Source organism: Flavobacterium sp. B167r (assembly GCF_056824315.1).
Genome location: NZ_CP124859.1, coordinates 271,434 through 293,124 on the forward strand (window position 1 = coordinate 271,434; position 21,691 = coordinate 293,124).

General features: G+C 32.3%; 20 protein-coding genes. 8 read left to right on the top strand and 12 right to left on the bottom strand.

Features of this window, described 5'->3' with window-relative positions:
* Positions 1-62: 62 nt before the first annotated feature.
* On the bottom strand, positions 63-1,622 hold the full coding sequence (locus QLQ96_RS01305; RefSeq protein WP_482494037.1) for an NAD(P)/FAD-dependent oxidoreductase: 1,560 nt from the start codon (positions 1,620-1,622) through the stop codon (positions 63-65).
* A 258-nt stretch (positions 1,623-1,880) separates the two neighbouring features.
* On the opposite strand from QLQ96_RS01305, the gene QLQ96_RS01310 reads away from it, so the two are divergent.
* Positions 1,881-2,120: a hypothetical protein gene (locus tag QLQ96_RS01310; protein WP_379693151.1), complete on the top strand. Its 240-nt coding sequence runs from the start codon at positions 1,881-1,883 to the stop codon at positions 2,118-2,120.
* A 68-nt stretch (positions 2,121-2,188) separates the two neighbouring features.
* On the opposite strand, the gene QLQ96_RS01315 is transcribed toward QLQ96_RS01310, so the two are convergent.
* A complete protein-coding gene (locus QLQ96_RS01315) occupies positions 2,189-4,384 on the bottom strand; it encodes a RecQ family ATP-dependent DNA helicase (protein ID WP_482494039.1) in 2,196 nt (731 codons plus the stop codon).
* Between the two features lie 86 nt (positions 4,385-4,470).
* Here QLQ96_RS01315 and QLQ96_RS01320 point away from each other — a divergent pair, with 86 nt between their 5' ends.
* The 5 genes from QLQ96_RS01320 (at position 4,471) to QLQ96_RS01340 (ending at position 7,854) form a co-directional block, all read left to right on the top strand.
* Entirely contained in the window at positions 4,471-5,436 is a 966-nt protein-coding gene (locus tag QLQ96_RS01320; protein ID WP_482494041.1) for a KpsF/GutQ family sugar-phosphate isomerase, read from the top strand.
* Positions 5,436-6,251 (top strand): twin-arginine translocase subunit TatC, encoded by an 816-nt coding sequence (gene tatC / locus QLQ96_RS01325; RefSeq protein ID WP_482494043.1) that lies wholly within the window; start codon positions 5,436-5,438, stop codon positions 6,249-6,251. Before QLQ96_RS01320 ends, tatC begins: the two co-directional genes overlap by 1 nt.
* Positions 6,244-6,591 (top strand): carboxymuconolactone decarboxylase family protein, encoded by a 348-nt coding sequence (locus tag QLQ96_RS01330; RefSeq protein WP_482494047.1) that lies wholly within the window; start codon positions 6,244-6,246, stop codon positions 6,589-6,591. Before tatC ends, QLQ96_RS01330 begins: the two co-directional genes overlap by 8 nt.
* A 224-nt stretch (positions 6,592-6,815) precedes the next feature.
* Positions 6,816-7,556 carry an LPS export ABC transporter ATP-binding protein gene (gene lptB / locus QLQ96_RS01335; RefSeq protein ID WP_111379889.1) on the top strand — a complete coding sequence of 247 codons (741 nt, stop codon included), beginning with the start codon at positions 6,816-6,818 and terminating at the stop codon, positions 7,554-7,556.
* A gap of 76 nt (positions 7,557-7,632) precedes the next feature.
* A complete protein-coding gene (locus tag QLQ96_RS01340; protein WP_482494050.1) occupies positions 7,633-7,854 on the top strand; it encodes a DUF5808 domain-containing protein in 222 nt (73 codons plus the stop codon).
* A gap of 31 nt (positions 7,855-7,885) precedes the next feature.
* Here QLQ96_RS01340 and QLQ96_RS01345 read toward each other — a convergent pair whose 3' ends face one another.
* Positions 7,886-8,740, bottom strand: a complete 855-nt coding sequence (locus QLQ96_RS01345; RefSeq protein WP_482494051.1) for a glycoside hydrolase family 25 protein — start codon at positions 8,738-8,740, stop codon at positions 7,886-7,888.
* Positions 8,741-8,749: 9 nt separating this feature from the next.
* On the bottom strand, positions 8,750-9,466 hold the full coding sequence (locus tag QLQ96_RS01350) for a CDP-alcohol phosphatidyltransferase family protein (RefSeq protein ID WP_482494053.1): 717 nt from the start codon (positions 9,464-9,466) through the stop codon (positions 8,750-8,752).
* 189 nt (positions 9,467-9,655) lie between these two features.
* On the opposite strand from QLQ96_RS01350, the gene QLQ96_RS01355 reads away from it, so the two are divergent.
* Positions 9,656-10,723, top strand: coding sequence for a putative type IX sorting system protein PorV2 (locus tag QLQ96_RS01355; RefSeq protein WP_482494055.1), 1,068 nt, complete (start codon positions 9,656-9,658; stop codon positions 10,721-10,723).
* A gap of 33 nt (positions 10,724-10,756) precedes the next feature.
* A complete protein-coding gene (locus QLQ96_RS01360; RefSeq protein WP_482494056.1) occupies positions 10,757-11,893 on the top strand; it encodes a lipoprotein N-acyltransferase Lnb domain-containing protein in 1,137 nt (378 codons plus the stop codon).
* 5 nt (positions 11,894-11,898) lie between these two features.
* On the opposite strand, the gene QLQ96_RS01365 is transcribed toward QLQ96_RS01360, so the two are convergent.
* The 8 genes from QLQ96_RS01365 to QLQ96_RS01400 form a co-directional block, all read right to left on the bottom strand.
* Positions 11,899-13,293: an exopolysaccharide biosynthesis polyprenyl glycosylphosphotransferase gene (locus QLQ96_RS01365; RefSeq protein ID WP_482496901.1), complete on the bottom strand. Its 1,395-nt coding sequence runs from the start codon at positions 13,291-13,293 to the stop codon at positions 11,899-11,901.
* Between the two features lie 66 nt (positions 13,294-13,359).
* Positions 13,360-14,700: an O-antigen ligase family protein gene (locus QLQ96_RS01370; RefSeq protein WP_482494058.1), complete on the bottom strand. Its 1,341-nt coding sequence runs from the start codon at positions 14,698-14,700 to the stop codon at positions 13,360-13,362.
* Position 14,701: 1 nt separating this feature from the next.
* Positions 14,702-15,775: a glycosyltransferase gene (locus QLQ96_RS01375; protein ID WP_482494060.1), complete on the bottom strand. Its 1,074-nt coding sequence runs from the start codon at positions 15,773-15,775 to the stop codon at positions 14,702-14,704.
* Positions 15,775-16,911, bottom strand: coding sequence for a glycosyltransferase (locus QLQ96_RS01380; RefSeq protein ID WP_482494062.1), 1,137 nt, complete (start codon positions 16,909-16,911; stop codon positions 15,775-15,777). Before QLQ96_RS01380 ends, QLQ96_RS01375 begins: the two co-directional genes overlap by 1 nt.
* A 4-nt stretch (positions 16,912-16,915) precedes the next feature.
* Positions 16,916-17,992: a glycosyltransferase family 4 protein gene (locus QLQ96_RS01385; RefSeq protein WP_482494063.1), complete on the bottom strand. Its 1,077-nt coding sequence runs from the start codon at positions 17,990-17,992 to the stop codon at positions 16,916-16,918.
* Between the two features lie 2 nt (positions 17,993-17,994).
* Entirely contained in the window at positions 17,995-18,990 is a 996-nt protein-coding gene (locus tag QLQ96_RS01390; RefSeq protein ID WP_482494065.1) for a glycosyltransferase family 2 protein, read from the bottom strand.
* Positions 18,987-20,531, bottom strand: a complete 1,545-nt coding sequence (locus QLQ96_RS01395; RefSeq protein WP_482494067.1) for a glycosyltransferase family 2 protein — start codon at positions 20,529-20,531, stop codon at positions 18,987-18,989. Before QLQ96_RS01395 ends, QLQ96_RS01390 begins: the two co-directional genes overlap by 4 nt.
* The gene (locus QLQ96_RS01400) at positions 20,528-21,691 is read right to left on the bottom strand and encodes a glycosyltransferase family 4 protein (RefSeq protein WP_482494069.1); all 1,164 of its coding nucleotides are present in this window, start codon (positions 21,689-21,691) and stop codon (positions 20,528-20,530) included. Before QLQ96_RS01400 ends, QLQ96_RS01395 begins: the two co-directional genes overlap by 4 nt.

A 21,691-nucleotide genomic window follows, 5' to 3' on the forward strand; every position in this document is an offset into this window, starting at 1 on the left:
ATTCTATTAAAATCAGAATACTAAGATAACAATCTTTACTGGACCAAAAAACCCGAAGCCAATTATTTCAAGGATTCCGCGATCATTAAGGCACATTTTTCGCCATCAATTGCCGCAGAAATAATTCCGCCCGCATAACCCGCTCCTTCTCCACAAGGATATAAACCTTTTATTTGTAAATGCTCATAAGTTATAGGATCTCTTGGAATTCTAACTGGCGATGAAGTTCTACTTTCTGGCGCATGCAAAATGGCTTCATTAGTTAAATAACCACGCATTGATTTTCCAAAATCCTGAAAACCTTGGCGCATAATCTGCGTTAAAAAACCTGGAAAAACCTGTCCTAATTCAACCGAAGTTGTTCCTGGAACATAAGAAGTTTTCGGAATATCTGATGAAATTTTACTTTGCGTAAAATCAATCATTCGTTGCGCAGGAACTTTTTGAGTTTCTCCTGCTAAATGCCACGCTTTTTGTTCGATACTTTTTTGAAATTCCATTCCGGCCAAAGCTCCGAATTTTGCAAAAGGTTTAAAATCTTCCAATTTCAATTCGACTACAATTCCAGAATTTGCTGTTGATTGATCACGTTTAGATGGCGACCAACCGTTTGTAACCACTTCGCCTGGACTTGTTGCACATGGCGCGATTACACCTCCCGGACACATACAGAACGAATACATTCCGCGGCCGTTAACTTGTTTTACAATTGAATATGGCGCTGGCGGTAAATGTTCTCCACGGAAATCACAGCTGTATTGAATACTGTCAATTAATTCCTGAGCGTGTTCTGCACGAACTCCTAAAGCAAAAGGTTTTGCTTCAATGAAAATTTTCTTTTTATCTAATAATTCAAAAATATCACGAGCTGAATGTCCTGTTGCCAAGATCAATTTATTGGCGTGAATTTTATCTCCGTTCTGAGTTACGATTCCTTCAACTTCATTATTCTTTACCAGAATATCGTCTACGCGGGTTTCAAACAAAACTTGACCGCCAAATTCTCTAATTTTATTTCTGATATCTTCAATAATTTTAGGCAATTTATTGGTTCCAATATGCGGATGCGCTTCGACCAAAATATCTTCTGAAGCACCAAAGGCCACCAAAAGTTCTAAAATACGGGTAACATCGCCACGCTTTTTAGATCGCGTATATAATTTTCCATCAGAATATGTTCCTGCTCCACCTTCTCCAAAACAATAATTCGAATCTTCGTTTACAATATGCTCACGATTGATTGCTTTTAAGTCACGACGACGTCCTCGAACATCTTTTCCACGTTCTAGGACAATTGGTTTTAAACCTAATTCAATTAATTGCAAAGCGGCAAAAAGTCCGGCTGGACCTGCTCCCACGACAATAACTTCTTGCGCATTCGAAACATCTTTATATATAGGAAGCTCCAATTTAGTTTCCTGAAAAGGTTCGCTTTTCAAATAAATAACAACTTTCAAATTGATTTTAATCGCTTTCTGACGCGCGTCAATAGAACGTTTTAAAATCGAAACGTGCTGAATTTCTTGAACCGAAACTTTAATCTGCTTAGACAAATGGTCTTTTAGCAATGATTCGTTTGCAGCAATTTCTGGTGTAACTTGAAGTAAAAGTTCTTTAGGCATTTTTGTATATTTATTCTATTAGCTTTTCTTTCTATGAAAAGAACATGCAAAAGTACTATTTTGAAATGATATTTTAAATTTACTGTGAAATTTGCAAGCAGATTGACACAGATCAAAGCAGATTTTGGAGATTTTCAGCACAAAGCATATCGTAGCAATACAAAAAAACTTAGACCCTCAGCATCTCAGAACCTCAGAACCTTTTTTCAAAAAGACTTTGTACCTTTGTTCCTCAAAACCTTTGCACCTTTAAAAAAAATGTCTAGAAAAATAAAATTAATTTGGGATTTCCGCGGACCAGCTTCAGCTAAAACTGCTGAACATCACGAAATCCATTTAAAAGAATATATAGCAATCGAAAAACTCCCTTTAAACATTACAGGATTTAAAATCATAGACGAAATGTACGCCATAGCTTTTATGGTCGTAACCGACGAAAATATGATTCAAGTAAGAGATGCTTTGAAACCGCATCGAGGGGAATTGTATGAAGGGTAAATAGTCGCAGTTTTCGGTCACAGTTTACAGTTCCACAACTGAGACTGTAAACCGAGACTGTAAACTTTTTAGTTCGCTACTTCGCTAATAAACTTAATACGCATTAAACGTAATTCGTCAATATCGTAATCGCCGTCAAATTCTTTTAAGGCATCTTCGATTTTATCTGACTCTGATTCCATGAAATAATCGTGAATTTCTTCCTGCTGATCGTCGTCAAGCATATCATCGATCCAATATTTGATATTTAATTTTGTACCTGAATATACAATTTGCTCCATTTCTTTAATCAAAGCATCCATCGAAAGTCCTTTCGCGGAAGCGATATCATTTAATGAAAGCTTTCTATCAATATTTTGGATAATGTATAATTTATTTGCAGAGTTTACTCCAGTAGATTTTACTACTAAATCGTCTGGACGAATAATATCATTGTCTTCAACATAACGACTGATTAAAGCCACAAATTCACTTCCGTATTTTTTAGCTTTTCCTTCACCTACACCATGAATGTTATATAATTCAGCAATTGTAATAGGATATTTAAGCGCCATATCCTCAATTGAAGGATCTTGGAAAACTACGAATGGAGGAACTCCAAGTTTTTTAGCTACTTTTTTACGAAGTTCACGAAGCATTCCTGTTAAAACTTCGTCTGCAGTTCCAGACGATTTACCGCCTGTTACAATAGTTTCGTCATCTGATTCTGTGTACTCATGATCTTCAGACATCATGAATGAAACTGGACTTTTTATAAAATCCAACCCTTCTTGAGTGATTTTAATAACACCGTAGGTTTCAATATCTTTAGACAAATATCCTGTAACCAGAACTTGTCTTAACAATGCCATCCAGTATTTTTCGTCATGGCCTGATCCAGAACCAAAATACGGTTGCGTATCGGTTTTATGTGCTTTAATTACAGCATTAATTCGCCCAATTAAAGTAAATACAATTTCTTTTGATTTGTAAATATGTTTGGTATCGCGAACAACTTCAAGAAGTTTAACCACTTGTTCTTTGGCTTCCACTTTATGTTTTGGATTACGCACATTGTCATCCATGTCGGCGCCTTCACCATTTTCACCGTCAAATTCTTCACCAAAATAATGCAGCAAGAATTTCCTGCGAGACATCGAGGTTTCGGCATAAGCCACAACTTCCTGTAAAAGTGCGAAACCAATTTCTTGTTCAGCAACTGGTTTTCCTGACATAAATTTCTCCAGCTTTTCTACATCTTTATAGGAGTAATAAGCCAAACAATGTCCTTCTCCGCCGTCACGTCCTGCACGCCCCGTTTCCTGGTAATAACTTTCAAGTGATTTTGGAATATCGTGGTGAATTACAAAACGAACGTCTGGTTTGTCAATTCCCATCCCGAATGCAATTGTTGCCACCACTACATCTACGTCTTCCATCAAGAACATATCCTGATGTTTGGCGCGGGTTTTGGCATCCAAACCTGCATGGTAAGGAACAGCGCTAATTCCGTTTACTTGCAGAACTTCGGCAATCGATTCTACTTTTTTACGGCTTAAGCAGTAAATAATTCCAGATTTGCCTTTATGCTGTTTGATAAATCGAATAATATCCGACTCGATGTTTTTCGTTTTTGTGCGAACTTCATAATACAAGTTCGGCCTGTTGAATGATGCTTTAAAAGTATCCGCATCAACCATATCAAGATTTTTCAGGATATCTTCCTGAACTTTTGGGGTTGCGGTTGCGGTAAGACCAATAATTGGCACTTTACCCAACTGCTTTATTATATTTCTCAGATTTCTGTACTCCGGCCTAAAATCATGTCCCCATTCTGAGATACAGTGCGCTTCATCAATGGCAACAAAAGAAATTGGGACACTTTGTAAAAAAGTCACATATTCTTCTTTTGTTAATGATTCGGGGGCGACGTACAAAAGTTTGGTCAATCCAGAAGTGATGTCTTTCTTGACCTGAGCAATTTCTGTTTTAGTTAGAGAGGAATTTAATACATGTGCAATTCCATTTTCAGACGAAAGACTTCGAATTGCATCAACCTGATTTTTCATCAAAGCAATTAAAGGGGAAACAACTATTGCTGTTCCTTCTTGAATTAAAGCCGGTAATTGATAACACAGAGATTTTCCACCACCGGTAGGCATAATCACGAATGTATTCTTTCCGTATAAAATACTCGTAATGACTTGCTCCTGCAAGCCTTTAAATTGGCTAAAGCCGAAATACTTCTTTAATTCTTTATGTATTTCAATTTCATTTGAATTCATTCTCTATATTAACTGTATTTTGTATAAATTTGCAACACATAAAGATACAACTTTCTTTTATACATACAAATTTTAAATATTCTGTTTTGATCACAAAAGAAAATATATTGGCGATTGCCAAGAAAACAATACTCTCTGAAAGTGAAGCAATTACAAAACTAATTGATTTTTTGGACGAAAATTTTTACGAAACTGTCCAATGCATATACAAAACTAAAGGTCGTTTGATCGTAACAGGTATTGGGAAAAGTGCCATCATTGCACAAAAGATGGTAGCTACTTTTAACTCAACCGGAACTCCTTCTATGTTTTTGCATGCAGCAGAAGCAATTCACGGTGATTTAGGAATGATTCAAAACGATGACATCATTATCTGTATTTCTAAAAGCGGGAATAGTCCAGAAATTAAAGTCCTTGTTCCTCTATTAAAAAGATTCGGAAATACTTTGATTGGAATAACAGGAAACATCACTTCTTTTTTAGCAAAAGGTTCTGATTATGTTTTGAACACTACTGTAGATGTAGAAGCTTGTCCTATAAATCTGGCTCCAACAAACAGCACTACAGCACAACTTGTTATGGGAGATGCTCTTGCTGTTTGCTTAATGGAAATGCGCGATTTTAAACCAGAAGATTTTGCAGTTTATCATCCAGGCGGCGCTTTAGGAAAAAAACTATTGCTTCGTGTGAAAGATATGATTGAAAACTCACTAAAACCAACCGTAAACCCCGAAACATCTGTCAAAAAAGTTATTTTTGAAATCTCTGAGAAAAGACTTGGTGTTACTGCAGTTGTTGAAAATGATAAAATAATCGGAATTATTACCGATGGAGATATTAGACGAATGTTAAACGATAGAGATTCTATTGCAGACTTAACAGCCAGAGACATTATGACGAAAAACCCAAAAATGGTTTCGTCTGAAGCAATGGCAGTTGATGCTTTGAATATTTTAGAAGATTACTCTATTACACAGTTGATTGTTTCTGACGAAGGAACATACAAAGGCGTTTTACATTTACATGACATTTTAAAAGAAGGAATCGTATAATGGCAAAAAAAAATCTTGGCGAAATGTCATTTTTGGATCATCTTGAAGAACTAAGATGGTTATTAGTTAGAAGTACACTTGCAACATGCATCATGGCATTTGTTACTTATTTTATTAGTGATTATTTATTTGATCAAATTATTTTAGGTCCGATTAGACCAACGTTCTTTACCTATGTTTGGTTTTGCGACTTATCACATTCATTGGGATTTGCAGACAGCATTTGTATTACAGAACTGAATTTTATTATTCAGAATACCGAAATGGAAGGCCAGGTTAACATCTTTGTTTGGATGTGTCTACTTGCAGGTTTCATCTTGAGTTTTCCTTATATCTTATGGGAAATTTGGAAATTTATCAGTCCTGCACTTTATGAGAAAGAACGAAAAAACGCAAAATTATTCATCTTCGTTTCTTCATTACTTTTCTTTTTAGGAGTATTATTTGGATATTTTGTAGTAATTCCGATGTCCGTAAACTTCGTTGCTACGTTCTCTATCAGTGATGTGGTAAAAAACCAATTTACATTAGAATCGTATATGGGAATGGTAAAAACAAGTATTCTCGGAAGCGCAATCTTTTTTGAACTTCCAATTGCGATTTATTTCTTAACGAAATTAGGCTTAGTAACCCCTGAATTCTTGAGAAAATACTGGAAATATGCTGTAGTAATCATTTTAATTATCGCTGCAATTGTAACTCCGCCAGACGTTGTAAGTCAGACTATTGTTGCAATTCCGATGTTAATTATCTACGAAGTCAGTATTCTTATTTCAAAGATTGTTTATAAAAATAAATTAAAAGAAAATGTCTGATATAATTCAAGAATTTAACGACTATCGTTCTAAAATGAACGAAAAATTATTGGCTGACAATAACAAAATTGTAAAGCGAATTTTTAATCTTGACACCAACGCTTACGCGGAAGGCGCTCTTGATGTAAAAACAAAAGAACTTTTAGGTCTAGTTGCATCAACTGTTTTAAGATGTGACGACTGCGTAAAATACCATTTAGAAACGAGCTATAAAGAGGGCGTTTCTAAAGAAGAAATGATGGAAGCAATGGGAATCGCAACTCTTGTTGGAGGAACAATTGTAATTCCTCATTTAAGAAGAGCTTACGAATTCTGGGAAGCTCTTGAAGAGTCGAAGTAATTAGAAAATGTGTCAATTAGATAATTAGATAATTTCTCAAAATGCTCTAATTTTCTCATTATGAAATACAAATTCTAAATTTTGAAAATGCAATAATTTGTTAATTGATTAATCGGATTGATTATTTTACATTTATTTTGCCTTTCAAATCAAATTATAAAATTGAATTTGAGTTAATCTATAATTATCTCATTTTCTAATTATCTAATTATCTAATTGAAAAAATGAAGCTAAGAGCCGATAATTTAATCAAAACTTATAAAGGACGTAGTGTTGTAAAAGGGATTTCTGTTGAAGTAAATCAAGGAGAAATCGTGGGACTTTTAGGGCCAAATGGAGCTGGAAAAACAACATCTTTTTACATGATTGTGGGATTGGTAAAACCAAATCAGGGAAACATTTTTCTTGACGATTTGAATATTACCGATTATCCGATGTACAAGCGTGCACAGCAAGGAATTGGTTATTTGGCACAAGAAGCTTCTGTATTTAGAAAATTAAGCATTGAAGACAATATTCTAAGCGTTTTGCAATTAACTAAACTTTCTAAAGAAGAGCAGATTGCTAAAATGGAAAGCTTAATTGAAGAATTCAGTTTAGAGCACATTCGTACTAACCGAGGCGATTTACTTTCTGGAGGAGAACGTCGTCGTACTGAAATTGCTCGCGCTTTGGCAACCGATCCAAAATTTATTTTATTGGATGAGCCTTTCGCGGGAGTTGACCCTGTTGCGGTTGAGGATATTCAGCGAATTGTAGCACAATTAAAAAACAAAAACATCGGAATCTTAATTACTGACCACAACGTTCAGGAGACATTAGCGATTACCGACAAAACATATTTAATGTTCGAGGGAGGAATTCTGAAAGCAGGAGTTCCAGAAGAATTGGTAGAAGATGAAATGGTTCGTCGAGTTTACCTTGGACAAAACTTCGAGCTTCGTAAGAAGAAATTGGAATTTTAATTTTAAGTATTCAGTCGCAGTTTTCAGTCTCAGTGAATGCTGAATAACTGCAACTGCGACTGTAAACTATTAAAAAATGAATTCGAAAAAACCAACTCAGAAAGATTACGACAATTGGCACAAAGATCCGAAGAACTGGTATTTTTTTAATTCAGTTTATTATAATCCGAAAGACAAAAGGCTTCTACCTCCCAAAAAAATCAAATGGATGGGCTATACTATAAATTTTGCCAATCCTTATTCTGTAATGCTTTTATTGCCATTTATAATAATTGTTGTTTTAGTTCTGTCAAAATAGTTTCAGAAAACTGCAAACTGCGACTGAAAACTTACTCAACCGTAATAAAATGCAATTGTTCTAAATCGCCATTGTAAATATTGACATCAACGCGGTGTTTGATTCCTGGCAACGAAGCTTTTTCTGTAAACTGCCAAAATAGCCAATCATCTTCAATTTTTTCTCTATAGAAATTATAATTGGCAATCCAGAAAAGATATTCGCTAAATTCTTCTTTCAAAAAATCTGAATAATATCTTTCTCCTGAATAAATTATTGGGCGAACTTGATAATGTTTTTCTACTTTATTTAACCAACGCTTCAAACCTTTTTTCAAACTGTCTAAAGGCTGATTTTTAGGTAATTTTTCGATGTCTAAAACTGGCGGAAGATCACCTTTTTGCAATTTCACTGTTTTAATAAAAAGATCGGCCTGCTCAATAGAATTTTCGTTGGGACGATAATAATGATAGGCTCCTCGCATAATTTTATTCTCTTTTGCTCCTTCCCAGTTTCTTTTGAATTGTCTGTCTACACGATCATTTCCTGCTGTTGCGCGAATGAAGACAAATTTAACGGGATATTTTTCATCCAAAATTTCGACTTCTTCCCAATCAACTTTTCCTTGAAATTCAGATACGTCAATTCCAACAACTTTTCCTTTGTGATTTTCGAGAACACGAATATTTCTAACATCAGAAAGATGCTTGTCAACCTCATCTTCATCTAAAACTTTTTCTGTTTTAAAACCCAAATAATAGGCAAGCCCTTTACGATAATGATAAATTATTCCAATAAACAAAAGTCCGAAGAAAACCAATAAAATGGAACGAAAAAGCCTGGTCAGAAATGATCTTCCAGCCGGCTTTCTTGAATACGTTTTACGATAAGTCGTTTTTCTTGCCATTAAACAGAATTACTTTTTCAGAAATAGATTATTGATAATAGACAACAATACATAAAAAGCAATAATTAATGGAATCGCCATATACTGAAGCAAAACAACCATTAATACTGAAATAATCAGAAAAACAATTTGAAGTGCATTTTCTTTAAAACTGAATTTTTTAATTTTTAAAGAGAATAAAGGAATTTCAGCATTTAAAATATAAGCGCTGCATAATGTTATCACTAATAAAACCCATTGGTTTGTTAATAATTCAAGGATAAAAAACGAAGATTCTGCATACTTGTCCAAAACAATTTGCAAGCTAATAATGAAAAGAGTATTTGCTGGAGTTGGTAATCCGATGAAAGAATCTGTCTGACGAGTATCAATATTAAAATTAGCCAAACGATAGCAAGATCCTAAAGTGATAATAAATCCTAAAAACGGAATTGCAGGATGAGTTCCTAATTCATGTCCACCGTGTGCAAACATGCTGTACATTACATAACCTGGGGCTACACCACTTGTAACCATATCTGCCAAAGAATCTAACTGTAAACCCAGCGGACTTGAAACTTTAAATAATCTGGCAAAAAATCCGTCAAAGAAATCAAAGAAGATTCCTAAGCAAACCATAAAAAAAGCCATTAGATAATTATTTTCCGAAACAAAGACAATTGCGACACAACCGCAAAAAAGATTAATTAATGTGATTAGGTTTGGGATGTGTTTTTTAATATTCATAGCTTAAAATTTGATAATCGCAGAGAACAAATTTAACATAATAACTGGATGCAAAACGAGTTTTTTAGAGAGTTTTTTATTTCTAAGTCCGACTTTCGGAATATTTAACTAAAGGGACTTATTAGATGCATAAAATATTATATTTTTGATAAAAATTAAAACAGGCCTCGATCTGCAAAAATATATACGTTGAAGAAATATTTAGTGTTTTTATTATTTTGGAGTTGCACTTTTCAGTATGCGCAAACTGCTCGAAAATATTCGAATGAATTTATGAATATTGGAGTCGATGCTGCAGCTCTTGGGATGGCAAGCGCCGTAACTGCTTCTACAAATGACGTAACTGCAGGCTACTGGAATCCAGCAGGTTTGACGCATCTTGAAGATCATCAAATTGCGTTGATGCACGCCAGCTACTTTGCCAATATCGCACAATACGATTACATAGGCTACGCAAGCCCGATTGATGACAGAAGTGCTTGGGGAATTTCGATGATTCGTTTTGGAGTAGACGACATCATGGATACTACACAATTAATCGATAATCAAGGAAATATCGATTATAACAGAATTAGCCTGTTCTCTACCGCAGATTATGGTTTTACTTTTTCTTACGCAAGAAAATTGCCTGTTGAAGGATTTCAATATGGTGTAAATGCAAAAGTAATTCGAAGAATAATCGGAAAGTTTGCCAATTCGTGGGGATTTGGATTTGATATCGGACTTCAATTTGAAAGAAATGATTGGAAATTTGGTTTAATGCTTCGTGACATTACCACAACTTACAATGTTTGGAATATTGATGAAGAAGAATATGCTAAAATCGCCAATGCGATTCCTGGCGAAAACAACGAATTGCCAGAAAGCACAGAAATAACATTGCCAAAAGCACAATTGGGAGTTTCAAAAAGATTTGACTTTCATAACGAATGCAGCCTTGTAACTTCTGCGAATTTAAATATGCGATTTGAGCAGACAAATGATATTATTTCAACCAAAGCATTAAGTATAGACCCAGCTCTAGGGTTTGAATTTGGCTACACTGATTTGGTTTTCGTACGCGCTGGTGCAGGAAACTTTCAAAATGTGATGCAATTAGACAATACCGAAAAAATAAATTTCCAGCCTAATATCGGTTTAGGATTTAGATATAAAGGCATACAAATTGATTATGCTTTAACCGATTTAGGAAATCAAAGCACTGCATTATATTCTAATATTTTTTCGTTGAAAGTAGATTTGGGTATCTTTAGATAATTAGAAACCATAAAACATTTAAAATTTTAAATCATGAAAACTGTCATGTTCAAAAAAGCACTTTTTCTTTTATTATTCTTATCGAGTTTTATTGGTTTTAGCCAAAGTTTGGCTTTATCGAAAGATGCCAAAATAAGTATTTTGACTTGCGGACTAGGAAACGAAACGTATTCTTATTTTGGACATACCGGAATTCGAGTTTCAGATCCTGGAAACAATTTTGACGTTGTCTACAATTACGGAACTTTCGATTTTAGAACTCCAAATTTTGTTTTAAAGTTTGCCAAAGGAGATTTGCAATATTTCGCTACAGTTCATTCTTATCCAGAATTTTTTGAAGACTACACTTATGAGAAAAGAAGCATTTATGAGCAAGAATTGCTGATTTCTCAAGATTTGAAACAAAAACTTTTTGACCGATTAAATGCCGTTTTAGCTTCAGAAGAGCGTTATTACACTTATAAATTCATTGATAAAAACTGTACATCGATGGTTGTTGATGTAGTGAATAAAACCTTAGGCGGAAATATAATTGCAAAAACAGAAGACACAGACAAAACCTACCGCTCTATTTTATTTCCTTACTTTGATGGTCATTTTTATGATCAATTGGGAACAAGCATCATTTTTGGAACAAAAGTCGATCAAATGGGAACAAGAATTTTTCTTCCTTTTGAACTGAAAAATAGTTTAGACAAAACCACTTTCCAAAATAAACCTCTAGCTGCAAAAAGCAAAACATTACTTGAGTTTACAAAAGAAACACCTAAATCTTTTTGGAATAATATTTACACTTATCTCTTTATTTTACTTTTTGTAATTTTTGCCAGAAATAAAACGGTTGACAAAATCTATTTTCTGATTTTATCTTTAATTGGAATATTCTTTGTCGTTATGGGATTTTATTCTTTTCACCAAGAATTGGCGATGAATTATAATGTGCTATTATTCAGTCCGCTTTTATTGGTTTTAATTTTGTTTTCAATTTTCAAAAACAAATTATGGACTTATCGATTTTCACTAATCAACTTCGTATTTTTAGTGATTTACTTTTTATTTTTGATTAACAAAGCACATTTCTTTATCACTTTACCATTAATCATTACAAGCGGAGTGGTTTTAGTACGAACAGCAATTCGTAACAAAAAACCAATTCCGATTATAATCTAAAAAATTTATTGTCCTCTGTAAAACAAAACCGTTGTAATGGTTTTGAAAGTGATGCTTAAATCCAGAAAAACGCTTCTGTGTTTGATATAGTACAAATCATACTGAAGTTTAATCAAACTTTCATCAATAGATTCTCCGTAAGAATAATTTACTTGAGCCCATCCTGTAAGTCCTGGTTTAATTACGTGACGCGTTTCATAAAAAGGCATTACGGCTGCGATTTCTTCAACAAAAAAAGGACGTTCAGGTCTTGGTCCAATAACGCCCATATCTCCTTTTAAAACATTAATAAACTGAGGCAATTCGTCAATTCTTGACTTTCGCATAATTTTACCAAACGGAGTAACTCTTTTATCATTCTGAGTCGCAAAAACAGCACCATTGGTTTCTGAATTCTCAGTCATAGTTCTAAACTTATAGATCTTAAAGACAACTCCATTTTTCCCCACTCTTTCTTGAGTATAAAAAAGGCTTCCTTTGTTTGCAAAGAGATTTCCTATTGAAATTATCGGAATAAATACAGCACAGAATAAAAGTCCTAAAAAAGAAAAGAAAAACTCCAACAATCTGATTAGTGACAAATATAATCTATTACTATTGCTTCTGCTAAATGGAAAGAATCTATAAAAATCTCTTCCGATATAATGCACTGGAATTCGCTGTGTTTTGCTTTCGTAAACCTGAGTGTATTCTCGAATAATATTTCCCTTTTCTAATAAATGAAGCAACTGTTGGTACAAATCGGCAGTGATACCATCGGTTTTTTGTGATGCAATAATGATTTCTGAAACACTATGAGTAGAAACAAAATGTTCTAAATCGTCTTTTTTTATTTCTTTCACATAATGAAAATCGGAGTTTTCTTCTGCGATCGAATCGGAGTTTACGAAACCAATAATTTTAAAATGAGGATCAACATTTTCCAATCCTAAAACTAAGTCTTCGACTTCGTTTTGGTCACAAATTAAAACTACATTTTGAGAAAATCGATGAGATGCTAAAAAATAGCAATAAAAAAACCTCCAAAGCAACAAAGAAATTAGGACGGCAAAATAAAGAATTATGATGACTAGTCTTTGTTTAGGAAGTTCTGGAGACAAAATTGGCGTAAACAAATAGACTGTTATCGCTGCAGTTGAAGTTAGAATAACACTTCGTAAAATCTGAAATTGATTACTGGAAGTCTGTAAATTGTACATTTCGAAAATTGTTCCGAAGGCATAAACATATCCGATTAACAAAAATATTTTAAGATATTTTTCGTCTTCTAAAACAAAATATTGATAATCGAAAAGCAAGCTCAACAAAAATAGAGCAGCAAATATAAATGCAGCATCAAAAAAAGAAAGAAGAACTTTTCTTTCCGAAATTTCGAAATGCATTTTCTTTTTTGAAAACATCATTTGTAGGTTTTAATTTGGTTATAGGGCAAAGCAAATGTATCGCAAAAAAATATAACTAACCTATTAATTTTCTGTTTCTTCAGGAATTTTAATTCTGACAAACAAAAGTGACAATGCATAGACAAAAGCTGGGGCAGCTGTCCTCATTGCTGCATGATTGATGGTTAAGAGCCAGAATATTAGAAATGGCAAAAAATATAAATGCTGTTTATTGTTAATATAAACTACAAATGGAGTTATTAATAATATTAAAAAAGCTAGAATACCAAATATACCATGTTCAGCAAGTAAACGTGTAATTTCATTATGTGCTGCAACTTGAATTCCTATCTTATCAAGTCTTTTAGATTTACCCATTCCAGCACCTACTCCTAAAATAGGATCATCTGCAAAAAGAGAAAAATCTGCATCCATGATTTCTTCTCTTCCTCCTAAACGATCTTTTTTATCTCTACCTCTAGCATCTTCATTAGCATATCGTTTATCAATTAAACCATTGGTTTTAAACGAACTATAACCCCATATCCCCGCTCCTAACAGAGCTGTAAAAACAAAAACCATAGTTAGCTTCTTTTTACCTTTCATATTAGAATAGTAGTATACGGTAGCCAAAAGTAAAATTATCATTATCACAGCGGTAATAATACCTCCTCTGGAAAATGTTACAACGCCTCTAAAACTTATAAAAGCTAGTAATCCCCCATTAATCATAATTTCTAATTTAGATTTTGAGAAAAAAACTAATTGAGTAAAAAAAATGAACATTCCTAGCCCTAAAACTGTTGAAACCTGATTAGGCCCAAATCCTCCCGACGTTTCAAAATTAGATTGAGTACCTGTCACAACATCCTGAATACTTGGCGTATATAAAAACAAATAAACTGTTATTGCTATAATTGGATATCCCATCATCAACATTATCCTTTGAAGTTGATCAAATAAAACAGGTCTTTTAAACATATATATTGCACATATACCTAAACAGACTGGACCAGATAGATTAATAATCAAGGCTTTTTTAACGTCTATATTAAAATCTGCTTCACTTAGAGTAACAAAGATTCCCGGAATTAATAACATTAAAAATAAGAGGTATATCAACCCATTTTTAGAAAAGTTATTATAAATCATGCCAAACAACATAAAAAATACTATAGAAAACTTAGCATATTCATTGTTTAAATTCCCACCAGTCATACGTAGAAGAACTTCAGCTCCAACTAAATATGCGCTAACGTAGAGTACTTCGTTGTTTCTGTTTTTGTTTTTATAAACATAATAAATCCCAACTATTAGAATTAGCAATGCATAAATTTTTGATAAAAATGGAATTACAAAAACTACTAATGCAATTATAGCATGTAGTAAAACTAACATTGGGTAAATACTTTTTGTATTCTTCATTTTATACCTTACTATATTCTAGTATTATTTTTTCAATAACTTTATCTGCTTGATAATTACTTACAACTAATTTTTTCAAATTAACGGCTAAGTCATTTCTTAGATTTTCACTTTCGGTTATTACTTTAAGCTGTGCTAAAAGTTCTTCTTTATTTAGAGGGTTAAATAATAATCCTGTTTCTTTGTTTTTAATTATTTCTGAAGAAAAACCAACATTTGTACTAATTACACTAAGCTCAGCATTACCATATTCTATTAATGTTACGGGAAAACCTTCAAATGTTGAAGCCAAAATTCCGACTGAAGCTTGTTTTAAAATAAAACTAGCATCATTCCTTACTCCATATAAATGTACATGATCGTATAGATTATTAACTTTTATAAACGATTTTAGATTTTGCGAATATAAATCAAAGTAATCTTTTCCAATTAAATGAAGGCTCCAACCTAAATCAAATAATTTTAATTCAAAGAAAGCTTCTAAAACTATAAGATGATTTTTAGGATTTTTTAAATTGGCAAGAAAAACAATTCGTTTTCCTTCTGACCCTTTTAAAATAGTTGTTTCTTCAATAGATTGATTTTCTTGAATAAAATTTGGAATAAAAACAACTTTTTTACAATTCATATATTTTATACTCCATTCTTTTAATTGTTTATTTACGACAAAAATTGAAGTAAAAAATATAGAAAAAAGTATTAAAGCTCTATTTTCTTTTTGTGATTGACTTATTCTTGGACCAAAGTGATCATGCCAAACTATCTTAATTTTAGGATAAATAAATTTCACTAAAACAGCAATAAAAAACGACGAGCTGTGTGCGTGAATTATTTCTACTTTATTTTTTTTTATGTAACTTTTTAATCGAAAGACCGCTTTCAAGTCAAAACTGCTTTTCTTATCCAAAAATAGATAACTCACATTTTCATTTACTTGATTTAAAAGCTTTCCTTCTCGACGAGTTGCAACCAAACCAGAAAATTCAATTTTTTGAGATAGCTCATTAGAATAACTAACAGCCATTCTTTCCGCTCCACCTATTTCCAAAGAGTCTATTATCTGAACAATTCTCATCAATCTGTTGTTATGTTTGGCAATAATATCTTTTTAATTTCTTCTTGAAATACATTCAAAGTATATTTTCTTGACCAATCTAATGCTTTTACGCTTTTATCTTCAAAAATTTTATCATCTAATACAACATTTTCCAGTTGTTGAACATCTTTATTGATATCCATTTCCAATAATATCCCCCTTTCACCACCATCTACCATATAAGGAACGCAAGAAACTTTTGTTCCAACTGGCACGCATCCCCAGAACATCCCTTCGGCAATTGCTTTTGGCCAACCTTCACTAATCGATGGCAATATTACGAAATGACTTTTTATATAAGCTTCTTTTACGGTTTCTTTATTCTGATTACCTCTTAAAAAAATATGATTCTCTAAATCGTTTATTCGAATATACTTTTCAATAATATTTCGCTCTACTCCTTCTCCATACATTTCTAATGTAACATTATAACCTTTTTTTATCAATTCTGCAATTAACTTTACAGCATACAGTGGATTTTTTCCAGTTACTAGACTTCCAACAAAAACAAATTTTACGCCTGAATCGATTTTACTTTTTTCTACTATTAGTTTCTCATATTCATGATAAGTAGCGGTAAAAAAAGGTTTTATATTTTTAGATTGTTTTTCCCATTCTCCGTATACCAAAACTTGCATATTTTTAGTCAAAAAACTATTATTTAAAATACGTTTTTGTAATTTATATGTCCAAGGCTGATTGCTCTTTGGATCCCAGTTTCCTGCATATTTTGCAGTTTTGTTTTTATATGGAAAAAAAATTTGAACAATACAGCCGATTAAACCAATATTTCCTGGACACCTTAAATGAATATGATCTGCTTGACGCATTGCCTCAAAAATCTGCCAAAATATTATTGGTAATATAAAAAAAGAAAGAACTCTACTTTTTATAGTTGTAAAACTAAAACTGTCAACCTTTTTAAAATTAACATTATCAAACTCATAAGCCAAATCAATAGGTGTTACATCTCGCTTTTCTAGAGGAGCTAAAACATCTAGCTGATTTACATATTTTAACCAAATATTCATTTCGTTGATATAAGGCCCATATCCAAAATAGCGATTTTCGTCTTTCGTATGAATAACACTTGTAACGATGAGAAATCTCTTCATAATCCTATTTAATTAAACTACTAAAAAAAGACCAATCTCTCTCTGTAGCAATGTTTGTTTCATAGTTTTTTTGAAAGTGTTCAAATCCATTTAAAGCTAATTCATCTCTTAATGCTGGCTCCTTTATCACTTTGATAATTTTTTCTGCTAAATCATTTTCATTGCTTGTTTCAAAAAGAAAACCAGTTTTATTATCTTGAATAATCTCTTTAATACCTGTATTATTTGAACCGATCACCATTGTTTTCATACTCATTGCTTCAATTACAGTAAAACCAAATCCTTCTGAAAGACTTGGAATTACAGCCAAGTAAGATTTTTTAAAAGTAGACAATACCTCCGCTTTAGGTTGATTTCCTTTAAAAACAACATATTGATCAATCTTTAGATCATTCACTAATTCCTTCAATTTTTTTTCTTCTTCACCCCCTCCAAGAATTATAAGTTTAAAATCTTGAAATTGCGAACAAACTTGAGAAAATGCTTTTATAAGAACATCAACACCTTTTTGACTATACAAACGTCCTACATAAACAATTGTTTTGCAATTATCTTCCTGAACTTGATTTATTTCTGAATACAAATTTTTAACCGAATTTGGTAAAACCTTCATTTTACTAGCGGAAACGTGATAATTTTTCATAGCATCTTCCTTAGTTGCTATTGAATTTGCAATAACATTTGTAGCTAGTTTATAAATAAATGATTTTCTATACAATAGACTCTTTTTTTGTTTAAAATGAGTTGATATTGTACTTATCCATGCAACTCTCACTTTTACTCTGCATAAAAAGCCAACTAGTAAAAAAATATTTACCGAACCAAAAACTGAGATTGTCATTATCGGTCGATACTTTTTAATATTTTCATATAAAAATAATCCGTCCGCTAATTTTGTTGGGCGCTTTGAAGGCCAATATTTTATAATGATATCATCCGCAATAGAAACTGTTTCATTCAGTTCGACATCAGAAAATACAACTATCTGATAATCTTTTTTAAACTTTTCAGCTAATGAAATATAATAATCTGAAATTGAAGTGTTTCCTAAAGAAAAAGAAATAAATATTGTTTTTTTCATACTTAAAAACGAGGCTTATGAAGTAGCAAACTAAAGAAACCAGCCAATCGGCCCAATGTTTCTGTCAAAGCTTCTTTTTTATTAGAGCTAGTAATAATATTTGTACCTCGAATAAGGGTTAATAAAATAGTTATAGAATTCCATTTTAGACGATCATTAAATTTAGGGTTTGGATTTTTGACTCTCCATACATACCATCCATTTCTCACGACCATTTTTCCATATTTATACTTATTTGGTCTGCCCGATTCATCATGAAAATGAAATAATTTCGCAGCTGTATTTAAGTATAATTTTCCTTGTTTTGAAACCCGTAATGTAAAATCCGCATCTTCATACAAACCATAACCTTCAAAATAAGTTGAAAATGAGAATTGCGAAAAAACTGCTTTCCTAAAAGATGATATCCCTCCCATTAACTGCTCAGTCTCATAAATTTTTCCACTTGGTGGCAAGAAACCAACACTTCTTCCATGAGAAAAATTAGGAGAAAAACCTGGTGGGCAATCGCTATCTAGATCTAGTTTTTTTCTAAGCACGAAACGACTCCCATCTTTTCGCTTCCATCCGTCGTAATAAAATTCGTTAATATTAGTTTTATAATTTTCTGGAATTTTTTCCCATTTAATTTCGTTTGAAGTGTAACCTCCAGCGCCCAAAGCTTCTGGAAATAAGATATAAGTTTGTAATAATTGCTCAAAGTAATCAGGTTCTAACACCGTATCGTCATCTAAAAAACATACAATTTCTGTATCATTTTCTACCTTAGAAATTCCAAAATTACGTTGTTTGGTTAATCCTCTATCTTGGTCCGAAACCAAAAAATATTTTAAATTCTTAAAAACATTTTTATCCAAAGCGATTTTAGTTTCTTCATTTAATGATCCATCAATGATCAAAATTTCATCTGGATATTTACTTTGAATGTTTACCGAGTTCAATAATTTAACTAACGACTCAGGACGCATATATGTACAAATAATCAGTGAAAATTTCATTTTTTAGTATTTAATTTGTTTGCCCAAAATTGACTTTTTTTCCATTGCTTTTTGTAACTAGAATAATATCGAATTGGATTTTTAATCTTTTGAACTCTGTAATACTTAAAAAACAAAATAGTACAATAACCATCGATTTGTTCTTGAGTTAAATGTAAAACTTTATACAGCATTACAGTAGGAGAAGGTTTCGGTTGCACTTTTTCGTCTGCCCAAGCTTGAATATGTTTCGTTCTAAAACCGCCTATTGGAGCCTTAAGATGAAGAATTTCTGGCTGTGGAGAATAAAGAATATCATGCCCTAAATTTCGTAACTGCATTCCAAAATCACCGTCTTCTCCATAACCAAATTCAAAACTCATATTATAAGAAAGTGTTTTTATATTCGTTGCCTTTACAATACTGCAGCCCGAACCAAAACTTCCCCATTGAATTTTTTGGTTTATTTTTTTTTGTGAAGGATAATCTGGCTGATAGCAACCTAAAGTTATTTGTTCAAAACCTTCTTTTTCAATCACATGAAATGTTTTTTCTAAGAAATCTGGTTCTATTCGAATATCATCATCTGCCATAAACACCCATTCACTCTTTACTTCTTTCAAAGCCAGATTTCTTGCATTGCAAGCTCCTGTTTGATGCGTAAAAATATGTTTAATTTGGAATGGCCAATTTTCATTCAAAATATAATCAAGTTCTGTGATGCTATCCTGAACAGGATTTTGCTCCACAATAACAATATTTTCGGGCAAAAATGTTTGCAGAGAAAGATCTTTTAGAGTATCGTATAAATATTTTTTTCGTCCAATTGTCGGAATGATTACATCTATCGTTCCTTCTTCGATTACTTTATTTTTAGATTTAATTTCAATTTGATGAAATGTATCTTCGTTCAGATGTCTATTCTTTTGAAAAAAACACATTAAAAAAGGAAAAATAGCCAATGTTCTTTTGTAAAGAAACAAATCTAAAAAAAGTAAAAACACCCAACGTGTTTTATAATGTTGTTTTACAAATTTGAACAGAAGGTATTTATCATCCTTTTGCTTGGGAAAAATTTCAGTACAATCTTTCAGCAATTTCGGATCGGAATAGCATAAAAGCCCAAGAGACATTCCTAATTTTGCTATTGAATTTAAAAAATAATCAAAATTTTCATCTGTCTTAATCTGATTTTTTAAAAGCAATAAAACGGAAGCATTAATACCTCCTACATTGCTACTCATCATCCAAGTCGGGTAACTTACTTTTTTGTTTATTTTTAAAAAAGGCGATGAATCTACATATCCTATACTATCAGAGATAAAACTATTGGGTGCTAAATTATAGGAAGCCATTACCTTATCTTGATGCAAGATTTCATTAATTTTCTCAATATCAAGATATGACTCTAATGAGATATGGCCCCAAATAATCAAGTCATTCGGAAATTTTTCTGCAATTTCAATTAAGCCCTCAGCAATGCTTTTCTTTTCTGAAAAAACATCTTTTGTTTTCGCTTCAACCTTAACTATTCTATTATTTTGATGATAAACAATTATCACGTTGTCTTTTTATTGGGGTTTATAATATTTTCGTAAAAATTAATATTTGCAGACGCAAGGTTATTTATATTAAATTTTTCTTCAACGCGTTCTCTGGCTTTTTTTCCTAACAGCAAAACCAAAGAATCGTCTTTAAATAATTTTATAATTCTTTCAGCATACAAATCATGATTTGAAGGATGCACAAGATAACCACTTTCTTCATCTATAATAAGTTCTTTCGACCAGCCAATATTGCTATTTACAATTGCTTTCTGCATAGCCATGGCCTCTATCGTAACCATTCCTAAAGTTTCTGCAAAAGTTGGAAACACACATACATTTGCATTTTTTATATGCTCCTGAATCTCATTGTATGGAATTTTACCCAGATAATGGACATTATTTAAATCATCTTTAGCGAATGAACTTTTCATTAACTCCCAAGTTGATTTAGAATTGGTTTTTATATCGAAAGAATCACTTCCTATCAGAAGAAGTTTTGTTTCCGGAAAAACATTACGCACTTTGTTGAAAATTTCTGGCAGTTCTAAAACACCTTTTTTTCTGATTAAAGTGCCAATGTAAAGAATTGTATTTTTTTCAAACTCTTCCGGTTCCTTATTTTCAAATTCTTTAAGATCTATACCATTATGAATTGTTTGAATCTCTTTTCTTTTTATCTTAAAAAGCCTTTTTGAAACTTCTCCAGCAAATGTAGTTGGAGCTATAAATGCCTTCGCCTTATTTATTGCTAATTTTTCAAACCAGAAATTTTTAAGCTTTTGCTTTCTATTTTCTAAATGGCAGAAATAAGTATCACTTCCGTGAAAACGAATCACTAAAGGAATTTTAAAATGCATAAATGCTGTAATTCCAGTCCAATCTGCAGCTTCAATTATTGCAATATTCTCTTGCTTTATTATTTGAGAACAATATTGCTCAATATGCTTTCGATAGAAATACCATCCAAAAAATTTATATTTTTTTCTTTGAATACGATGAATTTTAATTCCGTAATCATTTATAATTTCCTGTACAGGCTGATCATAAATAAAAATAGTAATATCATTTCCAGACTTATGCAGTGAGGTCGCCAGATTTTTAATACTTGTTCCAATCCCAGCCGATTTTGCAATACTAGGATGAGAATATTCTGGAGTTAGAAAAGCTATATGCAT